The sequence below is a fragment of the Microcoleus sp. D2_18a_B4 genome, assembly GCF_036702475.1.
Classification (GTDB): Bacteria; Cyanobacteriota; Cyanobacteriia; order Cyanobacteriales; family Microcoleaceae; genus Microcoleus.
Genome location: NZ_JAUBTL010000036.1, coordinates 1 through 20,779, shown reverse-complemented (window position 1 = coordinate 20,779; position 20,779 = coordinate 1). Strand labels below are relative to the sequence as shown.

17 protein-coding genes are annotated in these 20,779 nt (G+C 44.1%); 5 read left to right on the top strand and 12 right to left on the bottom strand.

Annotation, left to right across the window (positions count from 1 at the left end; all coding sequences use genetic code 11):
• Positions 1-108 precede the first annotated feature (108 nt).
• The 3 genes from QUB04_RS19915 to QUB04_RS19905 all read right to left on the bottom strand — a co-directional run bounded on the left by QUB04_RS19915 (position 109) and on the right by QUB04_RS19905 (position 3,461).
• On the bottom strand, positions 109-1,056 hold the full coding sequence (locus QUB04_RS19915) for a radical SAM protein (RefSeq protein ID WP_333286965.1): 948 nt from the start codon (positions 1,054-1,056) through the stop codon (positions 109-111).
• 31 nt (positions 1,057-1,087) lie between these two features.
• Complete coding sequence (gene tcmP, locus QUB04_RS19910; protein WP_333286964.1) at positions 1,088-2,419, bottom strand: three-Cys-motif partner protein TcmP; 1,332 nt, start codon at positions 2,417-2,419, stop codon at positions 1,088-1,090.
• A 169-nt stretch (positions 2,420-2,588) separates the two neighbouring features.
• Positions 2,589-3,461 (bottom strand): S-methyl-5'-thioadenosine phosphorylase, encoded by an 873-nt coding sequence (locus tag QUB04_RS19905; RefSeq protein WP_333286962.1) that lies wholly within the window; start codon positions 3,459-3,461, stop codon positions 2,589-2,591.
• 209 nt (positions 3,462-3,670) lie between these two features.
• On the opposite strand from QUB04_RS19905, the gene QUB04_RS19900 reads away from it, so the two are divergent.
• Positions 3,671-3,877 (top strand): hypothetical protein, encoded by a 207-nt coding sequence (locus QUB04_RS19900; protein ID WP_015177188.1) that lies wholly within the window; start codon positions 3,671-3,673, stop codon positions 3,875-3,877.
• A 582-nt stretch (positions 3,878-4,459) separates the two neighbouring features.
• On the opposite strand, the gene QUB04_RS19895 is transcribed toward QUB04_RS19900, so the two are convergent.
• The 3 genes from QUB04_RS19895 to QUB04_RS19885 form a co-directional block, all read right to left on the bottom strand.
• Positions 4,460-5,299 carry a Tab2/Atab2 family RNA-binding protein gene (locus QUB04_RS19895; RefSeq protein ID WP_333286960.1) on the bottom strand — a complete coding sequence of 280 codons (840 nt, stop codon included), beginning with the start codon at positions 5,297-5,299 and terminating at the stop codon, positions 4,460-4,462.
• A gap of 294 nt (positions 5,300-5,593) precedes the next feature.
• Entirely contained in the window at positions 5,594-6,814 is a 1,221-nt protein-coding gene (locus tag QUB04_RS19890) for an adenylate/guanylate cyclase domain-containing protein (RefSeq protein WP_333286958.1), read from the bottom strand.
• 6 nt (positions 6,815-6,820) lie between these two features.
• The gene (locus QUB04_RS19885; RefSeq protein WP_333286956.1) at positions 6,821-7,363 is read right to left on the bottom strand and encodes a peroxidase-related enzyme; all 543 of its coding nucleotides are present in this window, start codon (positions 7,361-7,363) and stop codon (positions 6,821-6,823) included.
• A 589-nt stretch (positions 7,364-7,952) separates the two neighbouring features.
• Here QUB04_RS19885 and QUB04_RS19880 point away from each other — a divergent pair.
• Positions 7,953-9,266: a valine--pyruvate transaminase gene (locus QUB04_RS19880; RefSeq protein WP_333286954.1), complete on the top strand. Its 1,314-nt coding sequence runs from the start codon at positions 7,953-7,955 to the stop codon at positions 9,264-9,266.
• A 253-nt stretch (positions 9,267-9,519) separates the two neighbouring features.
• Here QUB04_RS19880 and QUB04_RS19875 read toward each other — a convergent pair whose 3' ends face one another.
• Both QUB04_RS19875 and sat read right to left on the bottom strand, forming a co-directional pair.
• Complete coding sequence (locus tag QUB04_RS19875) at positions 9,520-11,691, bottom strand: caspase family protein (protein ID WP_333286952.1); 2,172 nt, start codon at positions 11,689-11,691, stop codon at positions 9,520-9,522.
• Positions 11,692-11,898: 207 nt separating this feature from the next.
• A complete protein-coding gene (sat, locus tag QUB04_RS19870; protein ID WP_333286951.1) occupies positions 11,899-13,080 on the bottom strand; it encodes a sulfate adenylyltransferase in 1,182 nt (393 codons plus the stop codon).
• Between the two features lie 192 nt (positions 13,081-13,272).
• Between sat and QUB04_RS19865 the strand changes: the two genes are divergently transcribed.
• Positions 13,273-14,004 (top strand): FkbM family methyltransferase, encoded by a 732-nt coding sequence (locus QUB04_RS19865; protein WP_333286949.1) that lies wholly within the window; start codon positions 13,273-13,275, stop codon positions 14,002-14,004.
• A 179-nt stretch (positions 14,005-14,183) separates the two neighbouring features.
• Here the strand turns inward: QUB04_RS19865 and QUB04_RS19860 are convergent, their stop codons facing one another.
• The 4 genes from QUB04_RS19860 to QUB04_RS19845 form a co-directional block, all read right to left on the bottom strand.
• Positions 14,184-15,296: a glycosyltransferase gene (locus QUB04_RS19860; protein ID WP_333286947.1), complete on the bottom strand. Its 1,113-nt coding sequence runs from the start codon at positions 15,294-15,296 to the stop codon at positions 14,184-14,186.
• 70 nt (positions 15,297-15,366) lie between these two features.
• Positions 15,367-16,428 (bottom strand): DUF6745 domain-containing protein, encoded by a 1,062-nt coding sequence (locus QUB04_RS19855; protein ID WP_333286945.1) that lies wholly within the window; start codon positions 16,426-16,428, stop codon positions 15,367-15,369.
• Between the two features lie 241 nt (positions 16,429-16,669).
• Entirely contained in the window at positions 16,670-17,269 is a 600-nt protein-coding gene (locus QUB04_RS19850; protein ID WP_333286944.1) for a hypothetical protein, read from the bottom strand.
• Between the two features lie 343 nt (positions 17,270-17,612).
• Positions 17,613-19,085 (bottom strand): site-2 protease family protein, encoded by a 1,473-nt coding sequence (locus QUB04_RS19845; protein ID WP_333286942.1) that lies wholly within the window; start codon positions 19,083-19,085, stop codon positions 17,613-17,615.
• Between the two features lie 33 nt (positions 19,086-19,118).
• Here QUB04_RS19845 and QUB04_RS19840 point away from each other — a divergent pair, with 33 nt between their 5' ends.
• Together QUB04_RS19840 and QUB04_RS19835 are read left to right on the top strand one after the other, a co-directional pair.
• Positions 19,119-19,793 (top strand): MBL fold metallo-hydrolase, encoded by a 675-nt coding sequence (locus QUB04_RS19840; protein ID WP_333286940.1) that lies wholly within the window; start codon positions 19,119-19,121, stop codon positions 19,791-19,793.
• 289 nt (positions 19,794-20,082) lie between these two features.
• Positions 20,083-20,643, top strand: a complete 561-nt coding sequence (locus tag QUB04_RS19835; protein ID WP_333144761.1) for a sugar O-acetyltransferase — start codon at positions 20,083-20,085, stop codon at positions 20,641-20,643.
• Positions 20,644-20,779 lie beyond the last annotated feature (136 nt).

The following is a 20,779-nucleotide window of genomic DNA, read 5'->3' as shown; positions in this document are numbered from 1 at the left end:
TGTAATTAAGAAACCGGGTTTCTCTATAATATTTTTTAGAATGCCCAACTTGTCTGAGAAACCCGGTTTCTGGTTCAAGTAGTTGAGCTTTAGCCCATTCGAGTAGCACTAATTCCATTTTTCTATAGTGGGCTTATATAGCCAATGATTAATTTTTTCTTCATTGACAAAACCTTTTAATGACGGATCGGGCCAAATATGTATTTTTTCTAAACATTGTAGTTCTGTTGCTGCTGTTTCAATAAATCCCCATTGTCTCATAAAAGTTTCAGCCCAAGATTTTTTAGTCATAATTGACTTGGCAAAATCTAAACCTGCTGCTAACATTCTTTGACCATTTGAGCCTCTGGCATTAATGGGTTCCCAAAATATTAATTCTGGATTAATTTGCATAAATTTATCTAAATTAAATCTAAAGTCATCTAAAGTCATCATAGGTGGAGTGGGAGCCATTGCTACATATAAACGACAATTAGCCTGATATGCCTTTTCTAAGGCTTTATATCTATCGGAAGATAAAGGTGCTTGTGGTTCAATTTTTTTTAGTAATTCATCATTTATACAAGGAATACTCATACCTAATGTAATATTAGGATTAACGAGAATATCTAAATCTTTTTGCCACAATAAACCACGAGTTAAAATTCTAATTTTTTTATTATGTTTAAGTAAAATTTTTATTGTTTGACGAGTAATTTCTGCTATTTGTTTATTTTGATAAGGATCGGTGCCGGAACAAAGTAAAACAACTCCTTTACCTGAAGGTGTATTTTCCCATTTTCTTTTCCTGGTCAAAACATTTTCTAATTTTTGGGGAATTTCCTCTCTAATAAAAAGATATTTTCCCCAATCTAATTGAGGATTATCTACTCCTTTTTGATGTAATCTTTTTTGTTGTGTTCTAATACTTGGAGTCGAAGGAACATAACAAAATGTACATCCATGTAGACAGCCCGATGCTATGTTAACAACATAGTCACATAGACTTTTTTTATTTAAAGCACTCTTCTGGAGTGGATTGACTATTGTTTCTGTCCCAGTAATCATAATTTTCATCACAATTGAACTTAATTAATCTTTGAGAAATTTATTTTTTCATATGAAATCTGTTAAATAAAGATAACTGTTTCATATTTGTCATTGTTATTATATCACAATTTTCAAGATTATTACTTTGAGTTTCTTTATATAAATTTGTTTGTTTATTTTTTCTCATAATTTTTATTTGTTTCTCTTCTCTTAAGAGTTTAAGATATTCACAATAATGTTCTCTAGTCGCAGGATTGAATTCCATTGTTTTATTACAAAGTTCAATAAAGGTAACGCCTTCAGAATTATTTTCAAGGACTAAAGTATCTAAATCATTACTAAGTCTTTCAATACAAGCTATTTTACTATGCTGGCTAATATCTAGCTGCAAATCAAGCTGATGTTCTTCATAATAAGATGCTGTTCTAAATCCATACCCATAAATTTCATAATGATATTGATAATTAATGTTGTTATATAACCAACTACTATCTTTCATAACTTCTAAAGCTCTTAAATGACTACAAATATGGATTAAATAATATAAAACTCTTTTATCTTTAGTAGGAATCATTGCAAATGTGAAAACTTTTTTAGCATTTCCTTTCTCTCGAAATAATCTCATTGATTCATCTCGAAATTTTGCCTCCCTACCAAAACCTTGTAATTTTTCTAAATTTTTAAAATAATCTTCTGCTTCAAGTTTTTTATAAAAATTTTCTCTTTCTTTACCATTTTTGTCAATTACAAATCTTTCAATATCTCTAGCCATAAGTGTATATATTATTTCCGATTTGTTCAAGCTATTTATTTTTCTAAAGCTTTCCATAGAAACATTAAGATATCCATAAGGATCTAGAAAGAATAAAGAATGACCTCTTCTCTGTTCAGCTTGAAAAACGCAATAATTAACCTGGTTTTCAAATTCATCACTAATAAATTCACACTGTTCTATTCGTTGGCCTATTCCTTTAGGAAATTCCGTTGTAAAAGTATGTATTTGTTCATCCAATAACTCTTCAAATCCTGCTTGGCACATAGCAACATTTTTAAGACATTTTAAATGCTCTTTATTTTTTTCTATAAAAATAAACTTTACATCTAAAGAATAAGTCCTTTGTGATTTTAAATAACCTTCTCTCACGGCATTTATTAAGCGAATAGGTGAACCCTGCCAAGTATTATGTGATTCTCGATCGTTATAAATACCTCCTCCAGAAAAACCATCAACAATAGTAAAAGTTTTGACCCCATGTTTTCCTGTCCCATAAAGCGTACAAATTAAATCTGTAACATATTGCTCTATTAATAAATGCTTAGTTTTAGTATGAGGTGCAATATTAGGAATGTTTGTACCATCAGCAGACCATGTAGTATCAGAGTTACTCATTGTTTAGACTCCTTGGATAAGCGCTCTATTTATTTTAATATATTTTACTAATTTTCACTACCCGAATCTGGCGATCGGTTAGTTGTCTAGCGCATAGGCTAATCTTACTCAATTAGATTGAATGCCCCATGCTTTTAGGCGATGGGGCCCATGCCCGATGCCTTATTCGCTACAAATATTTCTGCAACAACAAACCCATTTTCTCCTTAGTTGCGGCCGGCACTTGATCCAACCGAGTCAGAATTGCATATTTTAAAGCTGAATGTGCATCAGATACTGGGGGATTTTCTGTTAGTCTACGGACTGTTTCTTGAATGACTTTTTGAGCATTCTCTGCATTTCGGTGCAAATTAGCTATTACCATTTCTACAGTTACGCTGTCGTGATCTTCGTGCCAGCAGTCGTAATCGGTGACTAATGCTAAAGTTGCGTAGGCAATTTCTGCTTCTCTGGCTAATTTTGCTTCCGGCAAATTTGTCATTCCGATGACTGTCGCCCCCCAACTGCGGTAAAGGTGGGATTCTGCTTTTGTGGAAAATGCGGGGCCTTCCATGCAGACGTAAGTGCCGCCCCGGTGCAGGGTAACGTCGGTGAGGTTCAAGGATTCGATCGCACTTGCCAATACTTTAGCCAATTCGCCGCAAACCGGATCGCCGAATGTGATGTGAGCAACAATTCCTTCTCCAAAAAAGGTAGAAACTCGATTTTTTGTGCGATCGATAAACTGATCCGGCACTACCATATCTAAAGGTTTCGCCTCTGTTTTCAGGGAACCAACCGCCGACGCTGAGATTAAATACTCAACTCCCAAACTCTTCATGGCATAAATATTTGCGCGATACGGCACTTCTGAGGGCAAAAAAGTGTGGTTGCGGCCGTGTCTAGCCAGAAATGCTACCGGCGTACCGTCCAATGTTCCCACAATGGCGGCATCGGATGGCGCTCCAAAAGGTGTATCAATTTTCACCTCTTCAATATCCTTGAGGGCCTCCATTTTATACAAACCGCTGCCGCCGATAATTCCGATTTTTGCTTGTGCCATTTTTACTTTCTGCCTGAGTTTTACAAGAGTGATTCTATCGGGCCATCGTTAAGTTGGCGTAAAGATAATTCAAGATTTCGTGACAATAGTGATCTTACTTACAATATATTGTCACAAAATATATGTGATCTTAATCACAAAGTAGCTTCACAAAATCTTTAAAAATAAAGGTACACAGTTCTGTTACCTACCTTTAGCGTGTTAAGACCATGACAGTCAGCTCTGCTAACCTGCCCAAAATCTCGATCGAGGCGATTGTCGAGCGCATCTTTGCTTTTCGCCAGATTACCCCCCTTGACAGACGGCTGCTGAAATCAGCAATGCTAGCCCAGAAAGGTCTGAACGAAAAAGACCAGTGTCACATCAACCGAGTGTGTCAGGGCATCCAAAACGGCTTGATTTTAGTTGTAGAATAAATTTGCAGCACTATCTCTTGCGAGATCAAGAAGGTGTTTTAAAATTTGTGTCTGAGTCTGTATCTGCTGGAACTGCGTTTGGGCGCCGTTTTAGTATTTTTCGCGAGCAATTGAGCAACATCACAAATAATATTATTTATATCGTTTCCGGTTGCATCGGAATTAATAAAATCGAGTCAACAGTTAACATTCAACCATTCAGTTTTTCGACCCCTCCTTCTACAGTCAGCAGTCAGTCGATTTTAGATTTTAGATTTTAGATTTTAGAATTGATACCAATTTTTTATGAGGCCCCGTAGAATCCGATCCCCCCTAGCCAAGGGCGGGCACGGGGGCACCGCCCCTACTAAGGGTGGGACAAGATTCCGATCTTTCGTCCCCCAACAACCAGGGGGAGTAGGGGGTATGCGAGGGGGATCTAGATATGTGCAACTTCACATTAAATTGGTATGACTCCACAGATGAATCGGGAAGCTGGAAATTAGGTGTAAAATATTTCGCTTGTCAACAGTCAACAGTCAACAGTCAGCAGTCAACAGTCAACAATCATTTCGCTCGTGCAACCGGAATTGATATTACGTCTTATCGATCAAAATTCAACAACCAAAAGCCTGTATAAGTCATGCCACTATCATCGGGCTGGACTAACAAAAAATGCAATCCTTTACTTAATTGCTTGCGCTGTTGGTAGATTTGGGCCGCCGCTTTCACCTCGCTATCTTCAAAAGTAGCCACAACCCACCTATCTACTAACCCAGCTTCCAATATCAATCCGTCTGGTTCTCCAGCAATATAATTCAAAGCAAAAGGTTTGGCATCCTGAAGCCATCTAGCCAACCGCATAGACTGGCGCCCGCCGTCAATCACAACTCCCGGTACGGGTACTGTTGAGGCCAAGCCCAAATTGAGCGGTAACAGCAATTCTGGCATTTCCAAGATGGGCAAGGGACGCCCTTGGAAAGCCTCTTCAATGTCGCCGGCGGGTAGGGAAGCAAAACGCCAGCCATCGCCCCAGAGGTTTTCGGGTAAGGGTACGGGCGGCGGCGAGTCGAGGGCGATCGCACTGTAAGTTTCACCTGTATAATTAGGCATACTCGAATATTCTTTGGCGCGTTGTTGCAGCAGCAATTTCAGAGCCGCAGTGCGCCGAGTCGCTTCCACCTTGACGCCCAAAACTTTACCCGCAGCTTCGATTAAGCCCAGAGACTGAGGCCTAAATACTTTAATCAAATCTGGCAAATTCTGAGTTTGAGCTTGCTGCTGCAACTGCGAGGCTAGCCAATTAGAATTTGCGTCCCCCTGGCGACAAACAGCGCTAAATTGAAAACGGCCTTCCGAGTCGCAAATTAAGAGTTCCCACAGTGGTTTGCCAGTTTCGTCTTGGAGAGGGCGGCGGTAAAAATCAGCTTGCCAAATACGCATAAATAATTAAAATTTAAAATCTACAACTCGATAATTTTAATATAGCTTGGGGACACTGCGATACAATACCGCTCCCATGAGAAAAAACTTCGAGCGATATATTCTCAGTTCCTAGTTGACTTTTGTTTCAATATCTTACACCCGTTAAAAAAACTGCAAGTGTAGGCCAGCGCTCCCCACCGTGGTAGTAATCAGTAATTCCCAATTATAAAATCTAAAATCTAAAATCTAAAATCTAAAATAGAATAACGGCTCGCTTAGCCATTTTCCCTTAGTAATTAGCCATTCCCAAATTTATTTAAGATGGTGAACCAAATACATATCCAACTCTCCTTTATTTTTAGCATAAATTTTGCCTCGGTATTCGCATTCAAAAAAATCTCTAACTAATTCAAACGTTTCCTGAGAGATATTGATATTTCCAGGTACGCCGGAAGATTCCATCCGAGAAGCAGTATTAACTGTATCTCCCCAGACATCATAGGAAAACTTTTTATGGCCAATTACCCCAGCAAGTATTGGGCCTGAATGAATGCCAATGCGGATATCCCAATAAGGAATATTTTGTTGAGCTTTCTGCAATTTCCGCAAATCCATGAACTGTCGGATTTCTATGGCAGCAAGTACAGCGTCAAAGGCGTGTGTTGCGCGAGGCGTAGGAATTCCCGCCGCGCACATATAGCTGTCGCCAATAGTTTTCAATTTTTCCATAGAGTATTTATCCATCACGCGATCGAAATAAGAAAAACAATAGTCTAGTTCGTCAACTAACTCTCGCGGCGTCATGTTTTCAGATAACTGAGTAAAGCCTTTAAAGTCAGTAAATAAAACCGATACGCTATCATAATAAAGTGGTTCCACTTTGCCGTTATTTTTGAGTTCCTCGGCAATTTCAAGCGGGAGCACATTCAACAGTAGCTGGTCAGATTTGTGCTTTTCGGCATCGAGTTCGGAATACAGGCTATTTATCTCTTTAAAGCGTTCAGCATTTCGGATAGCTGAAGATAGTTGCAAAGCCAAAAGATAGCCAATCCGCAAGTCTTCTTGAGTGTAAGCCCCCGGCTTAGTTGTGGCAAAATTTATTGTTCCTAAAACCTTACCTTCGCTTTCCAAAGGAAGGATAATCTGCGAAGCGTAGGGGGATAAAATAGCACTAGCATCCGCTTGTTGAATTAATTGAGGTTGACGTGTTGTGAAAGCTTTCTTAATAGGGCCACCCTCTGTCAGGGCTGAAATATCTACAGGGATATGCGGGCCAAATAAAGTCATGCAAGCATTAGTGCTGTGCAGGCAAACGCTACAGTGTTCAAAGTCCAGCAGCCATTTGGCTTGCTTACCTACTACCCGCAAAATTTGGCCCAGATCGAGGGTGCGGTTAATGGCAGTGGCAATTTCGTTGACGGCGGAAATGCGGATGGAAAGCGCTTGAGCTTCTGCTAACAAATGGCGGGCTGTCAACAGAAGCTCTTCTCGATCTTGATCTTCTAGCCGATCGCCCATAATAGGGGTATACAATATAGATTACAGAGCATCTATTTCGAGGGCTATTGAATCCGTATATCGGTTGACAAAGCTAAACAGGTCGGCTGTTGCAATAATCTCAAATATTTCAGAATCATCTAGCCCTAAATCCCGCAGGTTTTGGTAATCACTTTCTGTCACTTCCAGGGGTTTAGTAGCAGCAAGCAAGCCAAAGGTAATTACGGCTTTATCACGTTTTGGCAAAGGGCAGTTGGCAAAGTCAGAAACTAGGGTTCGCAGGATTTCTTCGCTCATCCCCAACGCTGACAATCCGTGCAGGTGAACTTGGAGAGCGTACTCGCTATTATTGGATTGGGAAATAGCGACGCCCACCATTTCTTTAAGCGTGCGGGGTAAGTCTCCTTGCAGGATGGTTCCCCGGAATTTTTTCCAATTTGCTTCTAATATGTCAGGGTTGATTGCCATTGACTTGAACAGGTTGGGGACGATGCCAAACCCCAAGTCTGTCAAGATTTCTTCGTAAACTGCTTTGGCTTTAGGATCGGTAAGTTGCTCGTATTCTATAAGTGGAAAGTGTGTCATTGTTGTGTGGAACTTGACGGCAGTTAATTTGGGTTGGGATTTACGTATTTGTTATGTAACACCACTCAAAGGGCGAGGTTACGAGCTATCTGGGCTTTAGTCGGATTGATAATAAAATGCACCGCTGTCAGCAAACCGCGAATCATGAAAATGAGCTAGCAACAAATATAATTATTGAGGCTGGATTAAACCTGCAATTAGAGCAGTAACCGGAGCCAAGAAAATTATTTTGCGATCGGGTTATAGTGCTAATCTTAGATGTTTCCAATGGCTGCTGTCAAGTATGGGCAATTCATGAGGCGCGGCGGTGTGAAATCTTACCAAAACTCTTGAATTAGATAATGCTGTTCCGTTCGCTAATTTTTAGGCAAAAAACACTGTTCGATCAATCGCTCCGGCTCCACAAATGCCCGAAATCTTATGCTCCGGGGCGCGTACAGGGGAAGAAACAAAACGCTGTGCGATCGAGTTTATTGAATTAATCAGAAGCTCGATCGACAACCCATGCCCCAGATAAGCTAGGCTAACGCCTGCGACTGGAGTTATTATGGGTAAACTGTAAACTTCTATCATTGTCGCTGCATTTGCTATGAACCCTGCCCTGACTCAATTTGGCGCTCAGATGTCCCACCTCACGGGAGTTCGGGCAATTATGAAAGATATTATTGAAACTCTCAGAGCCGGCAGCGGGCAGGAGTTTATCAATTTGAGCGCCGGAAATCCGGTGATTTTGCCGGAAGTCGAGCAGTTGTGGCGCGACTGCACTGCGGAACTTTTGGCGGGCCCGGAATACGGCGAGGTGGTTTGTCGCTACGGTTCCAGTCAAGGTTATCAGCCGTTGATTGATGCGGTGCGGACGGATTTTAATCAGCGTTACGGACTGAATTTGACCGATCGCAATATCCTAATTACTCCCGGAAGTCAATCGATTTACTTCTACGCAGCCAACGCTTTCGGCGGCTACACTACACCCCCCCCATCCCCCCCTTACCAAGGGGGGGCTAGGGGGGGTAGCCTTAAAAATATTGTTTTACCGCTGAGCCCAGACTACACAGGTTACGGCGGCGTTAGCTTGATTCCCGAAGCGGTAGTCGCTTGCAAACCCACTCTCGATATTGATGCGGCTGCTCACAGGTTCAAATATCGCCCGGATTTCAGCCAATTGTCGATCGACCAAACCACCGGTTGCGTCATTTTTTCCCGTCCCTGCAACCCCACCGGCAACGTTCTCACCGACGACGAAGTTAAGAAGATTGCCGATTTAGCAGCCGCTTTCGACGTGCCGGTGTTCGTTGATTCCGCCTACGGCCCTCCCTTTCCGTCCTTGAATTTTACCGAAATGACGCCGATTTTTGGCGGCAATATCGTGCACTGCATGAGTTTGTCGAAAGCCGGATTGCCGGGTGAAAGAATCGGAATTGCGATCGGCGATGAAAAAATCATTCAAATATTAGAATGTTTTCAGACCAATATGTGCATTCATTCGCCGAGATACGGACAGGCGATCGCAACGCGGGCCATTGCTTCCGGCGCTCTTGCTGATATTTCCATCAACGTAATTCGGCCGTACTATCAAAGCAAATTTGCGATCGTAGAAAGCACTCTAGAACAAGCAATGCCGAAAGATTTGCCGTGGTTTTTGCACCGGGGCGAAGGAGCAATATTCGCATGGTTGTGGCTGAAAGATTTGCCAATGACTGATTGGGAACTGTATCAAGAGTTGAAGAAAGTTGGCGTAATTGTCGTGCCAGGAAGTTCTTTCTTCCCCGGTTTGCGGGAAGATTGGCAGCACAAACATGAGTGTTTACGCATCAGTTTGACTGCAACAAATGATGAGATTGAAACTGCCATGAAACGCTTGGCTCAAATGGTAGAAAAGCTTTATCAGTCAGTTGACAGTTGACAGTTGACAGTTGACTGTTAACATTCCCAATACTTCGGGTACGCGGTTCCCGATCGACTCGTGCTAAGCGTAGCCAAAGTAATAAGATGTTCTGCATTTAAATGGTCTGTGAAAAAACAATCAAACTCTTGTGGGATGGGCGTCCTGCCCGCATCTAACAGGCAATTTAAATGCGCGACAGCTTATCGATTTCGTACTGGGATAGATTCAGATTATAGGTTATAGAAAACATTCCCAAGTCCCCATTTTTCACTTAAACAACCCGATAAACAAAACTCAGAGTTGCCCAAACATTCACATCCAAAGCCCAATCATCCGTCGATATCCCCACTTTCTGCACCCCCGGAATGCTAGCCGCGTGCAAATCTTCGAGCACCGCCCGCGCCACATTTAAAGGATTCAACAACACTCGAATGGGCAGGGCATCCCTCGTTTGCTGCATTTCGGCTTCTATTGCAGCCAGAGTTCGATCGAAGGTACTCTCACTAAATATAATCATAGTTTCCGCAAGTCCGATCGGCCCCGATACCGCCCACCCGCTCGCCCCAGCCGCCGGCACGGTCAAATTCTCCCCAGGAGCGATCGCGCGCGACATAACCCCCACAGCGTCTTTGCTCTCAGCGCCGAGCACAGACAGCCGTCCCGCGCAGTCCGAGCAAAACACCGCAAAGTAAACCGGGCGATCGCTGTCGTTATACAATCTGTACCGAACTCGGCTGCCCTCGGGTAAACTTAGTATATGAGCGCTTGCGGATTTCTCACTTTCCCCGCTCAGCGGTTCCAGCCGATAATCACCGCCGGCCCGCACAGGCTCTCGCTGCGCCACAGCCCGTGCTTGCGGTGCGAGAGTTGCCAGAACCGCCCGCACCTTCAGGCGCGAAGACCCCTCATTGACTGTCAGCCGCAGCAACTTCCCCGCCTGCAGCGCTTTCAACTGGGGAGTCAAGCGCTGCACCGCCACCTTGACTGCTTCTCCCCCGTCGCCCTGAGTATCGGGAATCAGCATTTGAGCCAAAGAAAACAAACCGTAACGGCTGGGATACGAAGCAGGCTCGTGAGCTGAGACTGTTTCGGCTAAAGTTGTTTCCGGGAGTCTGCCGAACCGACAGTCAGCCGGTTGCTCACTGCCTACCGCCGCAAGTTGCGGCAAAGTCGCAAAGGCACTGGTAGCGTCCACCCGCTCGATGCGTTCCAAACCTGAGTCCAAAGCTACTGTCAAACCGATATTTCGCGGCAATACCCGAACTTCTTCCCTCACCAGTTCGCCGACTGTTAATTGGCCGTTTGTTTGAGCAGACCCATCTAAAACTTGGGCTTTAGCAGAAAGGCCCGTGTGTCCCCGCAGCAAAAGCCTCGCGCCCTCCGAAGAATCCACTGCAAACACAGAACCCCCGGAGCACTCCAAAACCGAGGGCGACAACCCGCCCAGCCACAACTGCACAGTTTTGCCCCCCTCTTCCACCGCCGTCACAGCGCCGTCAGATGCAGGGGAATTGAAGATTAAATTTGAAAAATTTACCGCCGGCGCGGTTGTTAAATCGTGATTGAGAATTTGCGGTTGCTGCGATAACCCCGCGATTTGCTCGACATTACCCGCCGCACGACTAAAACTGACGCTGAAGCTGCTAGCAGGAGTTGCCCACCACAAAGTTTGGGTGAGGGCGTAGGTAAACAAACCTGCGGTAAATCCGTTCCACTCTTGTTCGGCGGCGAGTTGGGAATTAGCGCCCGCGGCAAGTACGGCGGCCGCAGGGCGGAGATTTGGGCGGGATAGGAGGTCTTCGGCAAACGTTAATTCTGCGATACCCAGCTCGCCGATGGTGGGGCGGGGGCGGGAGCGAATGCGAAAGTTGCCGTTTTTGGGGAAACCCGGATAGGTGTAGCTGGTGTCGAGGATGGCGATCGCATTTTCTGTCGCGAGCGATCGCATCAACAGCAACAGCGTTTCCTCTAAAATATCGTTTACCGCCCGGTTGGCTAACAGCGGCAAAACATCATCCGCCGGCACCAAACTGTTTTGCATTTTTCCAGGAGACTCGGCCAAACTGACTCGACTACCGCAGCCGCTAAAGTGAAAAACTACCACGTCACCGGGTTTTGCTTGTTCGCCCAAGTGAGTCACAAAAGCCGTCTCGATATTTTCCCTGGTAGCTTGAGCGTCAGTCAAAGTCAAAATGTCCGAGGGCACAAACCCAAACCGATATATCAGCAGTTCCCGCTGCATTTCCACATCCGTGACGCAGCCGTGCAGGGGCGAGTCGGGATATTTGTCAACGCCAACCAACAAAGCCAATTTCCTGGCTGTCGGCTGCGCTAAGGCTTGGAGGTAGCGATCGCCCAACGGCAGCCACAAAGCCTCGCTGATGCCGATGGCGGCCAGCACCCGGCCAGCTTGCTGCAAAAATTCCCGCCGCTTGAGTCCCATTTTTAAATAGCTTTGAATTTTAAGCGTTGAATTTTAAGTTAAATTCCCCTCACTAATTTTAGGGGAATTAATTAGATTGTGACTGTTTAGGATTAAGGGAGTTTTTAAGTTTTAACTTTTGAGCTTTAAGTTTAAAATTTCCCATTTAAAACTCAAAACTCAAAATTCAAAACTCTGCAGAATCTCGCCCACACCCAAGTTCAAGATTTAAATCTCGTAATTGAAAATATTCATGGCCTTGGCTAATTCTGCGGCGACTTCCGGCCGGGAAAACTGCGGCGGCGGCAATTTTCCAGCGCGCAGCATTTCCCGAACTTTGGTTCCCGACAAATGCACCCGTTGTTCGGGAGTGCTGGGGCTTGTTTTAGTTGTAGCCATTTGTTCCGTCAGCGTGCAATAGAAAGCGTGCTCGAATTTCATCGGCACAATTCCCAATTCTCCCGGCTCAAATTCATCAAAAATATGTTGGGCATCGTAAGTGCCGTAATAATCGCCAACTCCAGCATGATCGCGCCCCACGATAAAGTGAGTGCAGCCGTAGTTTTTGCGGATTAAAGCATGAAAAATTGCTTCTCGCGGCCCGGCGTAGCGCATTGCCGCCGGATTAATTGCCAAAATTACGCGATCTTTTGGATAGTATTTTTCTAGCAGAATTTCGTAGCAGCGCATCCGCACGTCAGCGGCGATGTCGTCATCCTTAGTCGTCCCGACTAGCGGGTGCAAGAACAAGCCGTCTACTGTTTCTAAGGCGCATTTTTGGATGTATTCGTGAGCCCGGTGGATGGGGTTTCGAGTTTGGAAACCGACTATGGTTTTCCATCCTTTTTCTGTGAACAGCATTCTCGATTTTGCCGGGTCAATTTGGTATTGGGGAAAGCGGACATCTAGTTCGCGTTCCAGCAGCCAAATGTCGCCTGCGAGGTTAACAGGCCCGGATTTGTCTACTACCTGGACACCCGGGTGTTTGAGGTCGTCGGTGCGATAGACGTTGACGGCTTCTTCTTCTTTACTGTAGTGATATTTTTCTGCAAGTTCCAAGAGCCCGACAAATTTGCCCGCCGGCGAGTCTAGGCGCACTAAAGTTCCTGCTTTCAGGGGGGCGGCGACTTCTTCTGTTACCGAGAGGGTGATGGGAACCGACCACGGAAGGCCGTTGGAGAGGCGCATTTGTTTAACGACCGATCGATAATCAGCTTCGTTCATGAACCCTTTGAGGGGACTCAGGGCGCCGATGGCGATCATTTGCAGGTCGGAGATCGATCGATCCGAAAGCTGGACTCGCGGCAAGACTTCTGCTTTGTCGAAAAATTCTTGTCTTTGGTCTAGTGTGGCAATGCGGTTGACCAGGATGCCGCCGTGAGGGGCAATGCGGTCTGAATGCTGGCTCATGTCGATTTGAAGTTGTGGGTTTTAGCTGCCAGAGTACATCTTACCAAAGTATTGTTACAATTAATTAATTTTATTCAGTAAGTCGGCACACATGGTTTTGAATCTTGGTATTAACCATAATTTATTCCGCCACTCATGAAACTTTATCATTTATTAGTCAAATCTATCGATTTCTGGCAAAAGCATTCAGGATTGAGCAATCTCAAAACTCATACTATTTATTCTAAAATCCTAGACTCTGAGTCTTTAGTGATCGATTTAGGCGCCAATGTAGGTCAATTTAGCGAAGCGATAACTCGCGAATTCAATTGTAGGTGTTACGCCATAGAAGCAGTTCCTTCTGTGTATTCTCAACTCCCCGATAATGGCTTAGTTAAAAATTTTAATTATGCTATATCAGACCGAAATGAGCCATTAAAAATATATACTTCAGACAATCGAGAATGTAACAGTATTAGTCAGGAAGCTGCTAGTGTCTACGGCCTTCTGGGAGAGATATCAGTGGATGGTATCACTTTAGAAACTTTTCTGAACAACCAGAGCATCGAGTTAGTTGATTTGTTGAAGATAGATATTGAAGGTGCTGAAGAAGCCGTCTTTAACTCAACTAGCGATGCCACGCTCTGCAATGTTAAGCAGATAACTATAGAGTTTCACGATTTTATGCCAGGTTCTATTAGCACTGAGGAAGTTAACAAAATTACCAACAGGTTAAAAAGATTGGGTTTTATCTGCATCCCATTTTCATACCTGTTCCCTGACATGGATACCTGTGACTTCTTATTTATTAATACGAATCGATGTAAAATTCCGTATAAAGACTGGCTGGGTTTTCAAATGATTAAGTTGCTTCTAACAATAGAAAAAACTAAGTCATCTCTACTCCGTTCCGCTGGAAAGCGGGAACAAAGTGTTGCCAATTAGCGCGCTGAATACATCGACGGGAAAGTCGAGCGGAATCCCATTCAAATCTATCACTTTTATTTCTCTACAATCCGCTCTGGCAGGGCAATCAAGCAATTTAGTGCCGGGTTCCCTGGATTGATTCCTTCGCAGACTCAGGATGGGAGTAATTCTCCAATCCCAAATCCCAAATCCCAAATCTAAAATCGGCTGACCATTTTTTCATGAATCATCTTCATCTGTGACAATTCTTCCAGCAGTCCCTGCGGTAGAGGAATTTTCACGGCTTCCAGCATACTTTGAATCCGATGCCTCCAATCGTGACGGGCTAAACTCTCAGCATAGTTGCGTTTGTATATAGAATTAAGCCTCACCTCGTCCTGTAAAAGTTCATTAATGAATTCAACACTTTTTTGCGGGTCATCGGGCAACTCAATAGTAGCATCTTCCCAATTCATCAACTCATCCATTAGAGGTGTAGTTGGACGCTTCCCAACTACCGCACCGCCAGTCGCAGTACCATAAAACCAACGCAGTGTAATAAACGAGTAAGGAAACCGGCGCATACCAGGATAGAGAGTGTCAAATGCCAAGGTGAGTTTGCTATGTCTGAGAATGTGAAATAGCAGCAGAGTATCTGGCTCGTCTTTACGCATTTCGTAAGGCAATTTCGGAAATTCCTCTCCCGTTCTGGGCGTAGATTTAAAGTAAATTTGTTCGGAACCAGGTTGATTGAATTTATTTAAAAACACAGTGTCATACTGTGAAGGTATCCGCCCGAAGCTTGTTAAATCAATTGAACGCTTGAGTTGACACGAACCCTGATCTAGAACATCAGCAGCAAAAGGGATCAGCGATACTGGTATACCAAAACGTTTTTTCAGCTCATCTATAATTTCTGGAAGTGCCACGAATAAATGATCTAAATGATAGACATTTTTTGAATAAATTTCCGGTGCCCAAGAATCGAAAATATAAGCGATGACAACATCAAAACGCTCCCTCCACTTAGGTATACTTGAGAGTAGTTCCAGATCGGCTCCTGATATACCAATCATCAGTAAAACATTGGGTTTGTCCGACAATTGAGGTAAAAGTGGTAAATTATATAAACCTGTAGTAGACTTAACAGCTTTACGGACTATTCGATTAGCTAGCGGATAAAGTGTGGATGACCACTGGATTACATCGCGGGCCGATGGTACCAAAAGTTGTGCGTTGCAGGTTCGTACAACAATATTTTCTAATTCATAAACTGGGTCCCAGGATACATTTGAGACTAAAGCCCGTGAAGAAAGTACAAAAATATTCATAGCTAGTTCCTTATTTGAGTAGATTATCCGAGCTATTGTACTAATAAATAAAATAGTAGAGTAGATAGGTTCACGTTTGCACTGCAAAATCTCCTGGATTAGTTCCCCAATTTACCCAGCTAATCGCTTCTTTAGCCGATCGCACTTTTGGCGGCACTCGCAAGGCATGAAGGTGTCCCGTACTGGGGCAAGTCATTTTTAACAAATAAATTGGCTCTATGTCAATATGATTCTCAATTTTCAACAAAGTATATTCTTGCCAAATATCCAATTCAGTTGCTTGCAATTCTTGACAAATTCTCGGATAGCCGATCGCCTGAATCAAAACTCGCCGCACTTCGGCATTATGTTCTGTTAACAGCCATGAAGCTTGCCAAGACTGTGGCGTAACTTGACCGATTATTTCCGGCAGTCGGACGCCACGATAAGAGTATACACTGAACTTGTCAGCAAATTCAACCGCTGGTTGACCTTCTGCGTGGAGCAAATATTCGCTATCAAAATGAAGTTGGATCGGGCGATCGCACACAAAGCACATTTTCTCAAACGGGTAAATCCAGCCGCAGTTTTCCACTAAAGATTTAAAGGCTGAGTATAAAGGGCGATCGTACTCCAAATTTAACACGCCAATACAAAAATCCACCCAACTTCCGTGACAGGCTGACAGTTCGGAAACTATGCTGTTATTATGATAAGCCTGATCGATCAGGAATTTCTGAAATCTCCCGCCCAACTTCCTTGCTAATTTGACGTAAACTTCGTCTTTAACATGAAGGTGCAGTTGATTCATCAGTTGAGCGTACAGCGGATTATATAGTTGGCTGTAAATCTTATTTTCTAATTCCCTGCCGAGTTGACTTCTTAATATATCGTACAATTCATTATGAATTTTGTTTCTGATTTCGCTTGCCATTCCCAGACCAGAATCGCGTATCCTTAGCGGTTCAACTGCTTGCAAAGCTATGTAAGGACTGTCACAGAAAATAATTTCCGGTTCTGGACAGCCGATGATGTTGTAGGCGGTGTTGATGGCGGCTGTCGCTTGCGGGCGATCGATCGGTTTTATCGAAAGTCCAATTTGTCGCCACTTCTGGCGATAAATCGGAATTAGCGCTGTTTGTTCGGGAGTCATTGCGATTATTGGTACAGATATATTAAATGAATTCCGGTTGTATTGGAATGATTAAACCGCAGAGGGCGCAGAGAATACAGAGAAACGGAAGAGACAGATGAATCATTCCGATGCCAACGGATTTGATATTATTTGATTTCCGCTCAATTTTTTTCGCTCTCGCCTCTGGTAAAAAAATATCATTACGTTTGTAATAACCACGTAATTTTCCCTACCCACCTATTTTATTATAGGCGTCAAATTATTCGTATAAATTAACGATTGTTTGCAAAACACCTAAAATCATAGGAACATTATCGAGACAATAAACATCAACATCAATAATTAAATTATTTCCTTCTAATTTAAGAAACCGCCAGACAACGCCAGTAGTTACGCAGCCATATACTGCAGGTATGGAATTGTGTTCGCGTTCGTTAAATAGCTGAGCCGCTACCATTTGTGCTGCACACTGGGGCAGACAAGATTCTATTTCTCCGCTTTTCGTTTCTCTCAATGCAAAAATAGGCACTTTAATTTCAAAATCCAACGGCACGGAAGACAATAGAAAGTCGCATTCCCCATTCAATCCCAGCTCAGAATCTACATCAAATGACCAACCCGAAAAAAGAGAAAATTGTCTGTTGTTCCTTTCTCTCAAATCTAACATGATTGGTGAAATAATCCGTTCGGAACGTTCTTTGGCAGTTGTAACAGCAGTATTAGAACTAATTTCGATGGTTCTCCAAAGCCATTCGGAGGGTTCTACAGGAACAACCTTGGCACTCAAAATAGGACTGAGTGATAGATCCAATCCAAACAGCTCATTTAATTGTTGGAAAGTAAAGGATTTGTAAGGCATATTTCTCTAATACCTAGGTGAAAATAAAGATTACTTCGAGATAGAAAGCGAGTAGAGAAATCCTAAATAGGATTGTAGAAAAACTTCCACCAAAGAAACCTGGGTTCTGCGAAAAATCTTGGTTTGGTAGCGAAGTCTCTAGGAAGAAACCCGGTTTCTCACCGCGTAAGTCCTAATATAGCAACCCTTGCAGAATTGGTAAACCTCTCTTTTCTGCCTTCTTCCCTCTTCTTTCTCTCGCCCGATCGCTCAATCCTTCTACCGTCTTTTTTCTGCCCTCTTTGTTGTTTCTTCTTTCTTCTATCCGTTACATTCGTTACAAAATCCGTTGCCGAACTTCCCTCTAAACATTTAACCACTCAAGGAGTACCCTGGGCGCCGGCAACAAAATCATTAACAAAAGCCCGATCGCCAGCAACCCCAAAAAATCCCGCCGATTATCCAATTCACTGACATCATTCAACGCCGGTTCGTCGTTTAGCGGCGTGAAAAACAAAATAATCGCCCACAGCAGCAAACCCTGTTCCAAAAAAGAAAGCAGCAGCATACAAAGTCTAGCAACTTGCCCGATCGCCATACTCGCTCGCTGACCGAACATCGCGTGTACAATGTGCCCGCCGTCGAGTTGTCCCACCGGCATCAAATTAAACGCCGTCACGATCAAACCCAAATAACCCGCCACCGCTACCGGATGCAAATCGATCGCAGTTTCCGCATTGAAAGCACCACCCAAGGTTAACTTGCTCAACAAAGTCATCAGCAGCGAAAAACTGGGTTTGAAAGACTCAAAATTTAACATTCCCGACTTCTCAGACAGCGGTACAATTGCCGAATGATCCAAACCCCAAATTAATAATGGCACTGCCGCAACTAAACCCGCCAGGGGCCCGGCAATACTCACATCAAATAAAGCTCGGCGGTTGGGAATTGGGCTCCGTATTTGAATGAATGCCCCAAAAGTTCCTAAGAAAAAAGGAATCGGAATAAAATAAGGCAAAGTCGTGCGAATTTGGTAAAATCTGGCCGCTAAATAGTGGCCGGATTCGTGAATTCCCAAAAATGTAATTAGAGCCAGCGAGTAAGGCAAACCCTGGAGCAATATTGACGGGTTAGACTGCAAAGCTTGTTCAGTAACTCCGGCAAGTCGCGCCCCGACAAGCGTAGTCGTAAACACCGTGATTAGCAGCAAAGCTAATGCGAAAAATGGCCTGGTTACAGATTCGGTTTTGACAGGAGTTTCCCCTGATTGGTGGCTGGGATTGGGAACTATAGCAAAAAAAGGTTGACCGCTCAAGCTGTTTTGAAATACTACTAAAAAGCGATCGCCAAAAAGCCTCTCCACATTCTCCCGAATTGCCTGATAAGCCGCCTCCGGGTTCGTCCGCAACTGTCCGCGACAAATTACAGCCTGCGGCCGAAATTCCAAATCTCGCAGAAAGTAAATTGACCAAGGAAAACAATCGCGCAAACTCGCTTCTTCTTCTTGATTGATCGGGCGCACGGGCGGTTTTGGCTTTACAGGTTCAGTCGCAGAGTCTGGTAACTGCTCAACAGTTTCGGCGGTAATTTTCTTGCGCCCCAACTGTACCAAAAACCAATACAAAAAAGGGCAAACCAGAAAAGGTATAATTACCAACTCCGGCGGTACAGTTTTGCTGGTGCCGTAAACTAAAATCCAACCACCCCAAATCAGCGCCGGTGCCATCATTACCAGCCACAGCATCCATATCGGAGTCCTGGTGATGCGGCTGGTGCCGTTCTGCAACAAGTAGTACGATATGAGTCCCAATACGAACAACCATAGTAAAAAGAACATAATATTTATCCCATTCCCTTCTGAAATACTTCCTTGAAACAACAGAGTTCAGTCTCCAAACAACCCAGGCCCGTGCTCGACAATATCCTTGCTTTCCCGCCCAACCGGGATACCCTGGGTGCAACAGCCTATTTCATTGTAGAAAACCAAACTAACATCCTGGTGGATTGTCCCGCTTGGGATGAGATTAACCAAACATTTTTGCGGGAACACGGCGGCGTGCGACTGCTGTTTCTCACCCACCGTGGCGCTATCGCCAAGGCGCGGGAGATTCAGGAAGCCACGGGGTGCGAGATCCTGATTCAAGAGCAGGAAGCTTATTTACTGCCGGGTTTGAAGGTGACGGTTTTTGAGCGAGAATTTGTTGTGAGCGATCGAATCAAAGCATTTTGGACTCCTGGCCATTCTCCTGGTTCCTCTTGCCTTTATCATAGTGGCAGCGGTGGAGTGCTGTTTTCGGGTAGGCACTTGCTCCCCAACCGAGAAGCCGCCCCAGTACCGCTGTTGACAGCAAAAACTTTTCACTGGCCCCGGCAAATTAACAGCGTGAAGTCAATTATCGATCGATTTTCGCCGGAAACTTTACAGTATATTTGTCCCGGTGCAAATACTGGTTTTTTGCGGGGAAAAGGATCGATCGATCGAGCTTTTGAGAAATTAGCCACTCTGGATTTAGCTGTTTGTTTGCAGTCCAAACCTGAACCCTAAATGTATGCTGCAACATCAAAAAATGATCTGACGCGCTAATTATAGCGGTAAGGTGCGCCTAAGCTGTTGTGTATTTAAATTGTATATTTCGAGTCCCGATCAAAAATCGTCAAATCCTCTCCCCCTCTCCCCTTCTCCCCCTCTCCCTCTCTAGTACCATAGGCAATCTAGATGCAACACAGCTTAGCGCACCCTACATTATTCTTCAGTCTCTTAGAAAGGAAGTTCGTTGGTGAAGTAGCGGTTTCAACCGCCGATTCTTACCGTGGAAAAAACTGTGGAAAAAACTGTGGAAAAAACCGAAAAACAAAAAATGCTCGCCGGCGAATTGTATTTAGCTGCCGATGAGCAATTAATTTTAGATCGCCAGCGAGCCCGCCGCCTCGCCAGAACCTACAATTCTACCCGCGAAGACGAACCAGACAAACGGTTAGAAATTCTCGCCGAATGGTTCGGTGCAGTTGGCCCAAAAGTTGAAATCGAGCCACCTTTCTACTGCGACTACGGCAGTAATATTTATGCGGGAAACGGATTGTACATGAATTTTGGCTGCGTGATTCTCGACTGCAATCGAGTTAACATTGGCGAGAATTTGCTGTGTGGGCCCAACGTACAAATTTACACCGCTTTTCACCCCACAGACCCGGAAATGAGAATTTCTGGCCTAGAACTCGCCGCTGAAATTAATATTGGCAATAATGTTTGGATTGGCGGCGGCAGTATTATTTGTCCAGGAGTCACTATTGGCGACAATAGCACGATCGGCGCAGGCAGTGTTGTTGTCAAAGATATTCCCGCAAACGTCGTGGCGGCGGGGAATCCTTGCCGAATCATCCGGCATCTACCTTGATGTGGTACGATCGACACAATCGTGCGATCGGCTCCTTGGAGCTTAACCAAAAAATTTTAGGTATTGTAAAACTTCGTTGAGTTTATAAGCAATTATAAACAAGAATGGTATCATATCGCTATGAGTGTTGAACAAG

What these genes read in the sequence shown, in the direction of transcription:
- QUB04_RS19915 (WP_333286965.1), bottom strand. Translation starts at nt 1,056, where the DNA reads ATGAAAATTATGATTACTGGGACAGAAACAATAGTCAATCCACTCCAG.
- tcmP (WP_333286964.1), bottom strand. Translation starts at nt 2,419, where the DNA reads ATGAGTAACTCTGATACTACATGGTCTGCTGATGGTACAAACATTCCT.
- QUB04_RS19905 (WP_333286962.1), bottom strand. Translation starts at nt 3,461, where the DNA reads ATGGCACAAGCAAAAATCGGAATTATCGGCGGCAGCGGTTTGTATAAA.
- QUB04_RS19900 (WP_015177188.1), top strand. Translation starts at nt 3,671, where the DNA reads ATGACAGTCAGCTCTGCTAACCTGCCCAAAATCTCGATCGAGGCGATT.
- QUB04_RS19895 (WP_333286960.1), bottom strand. Translation starts at nt 5,299, where the DNA reads ATGCGTATTTGGCAAGCTGATTTTTACCGCCGCCCTCTCCAAGACGAA.
- QUB04_RS19885 (WP_333286956.1), bottom strand. Translation starts at nt 7,363, where the DNA reads ATGACACACTTTCCACTTATAGAATACGAGCAACTTACCGATCCTAAA.
- QUB04_RS19880 (WP_333286954.1), top strand. Translation starts at nt 7,953, where the DNA reads ATGAACCCTGCCCTGACTCAATTTGGCGCTCAGATGTCCCACCTCACG.
- QUB04_RS19875 (WP_333286952.1), bottom strand. Translation starts at nt 11,691, where the DNA reads ATGGGACTCAAGCGGCGGGAATTTTTGCAGCAAGCTGGCCGGGTGCTG.
- sat (WP_333286951.1), bottom strand. Translation starts at nt 13,080, where the DNA reads ATGAGCCAGCATTCAGACCGCATTGCCCCTCACGGCGGCATCCTGGTC.
- QUB04_RS19860 (WP_333286947.1), bottom strand. Translation starts at nt 15,296, where the DNA reads ATGAATATTTTTGTACTTTCTTCACGGGCTTTAGTCTCAAATGTATCC.
- QUB04_RS19855 (WP_333286945.1), bottom strand. Translation starts at nt 16,428, where the DNA reads ATGACTCCCGAACAAACAGCGCTAATTCCGATTTATCGCCAGAAGTGG.
- QUB04_RS19850 (WP_333286944.1), bottom strand. Translation starts at nt 17,269, where the DNA reads ATGCCTTACAAATCCTTTACTTTCCAACAATTAAATGAGCTGTTTGGA.
- QUB04_RS19845 (WP_333286942.1), bottom strand. Translation starts at nt 19,085, where the DNA reads ATGTTCTTTTTACTATGGTTGTTCGTATTGGGACTCATATCGTACTAC.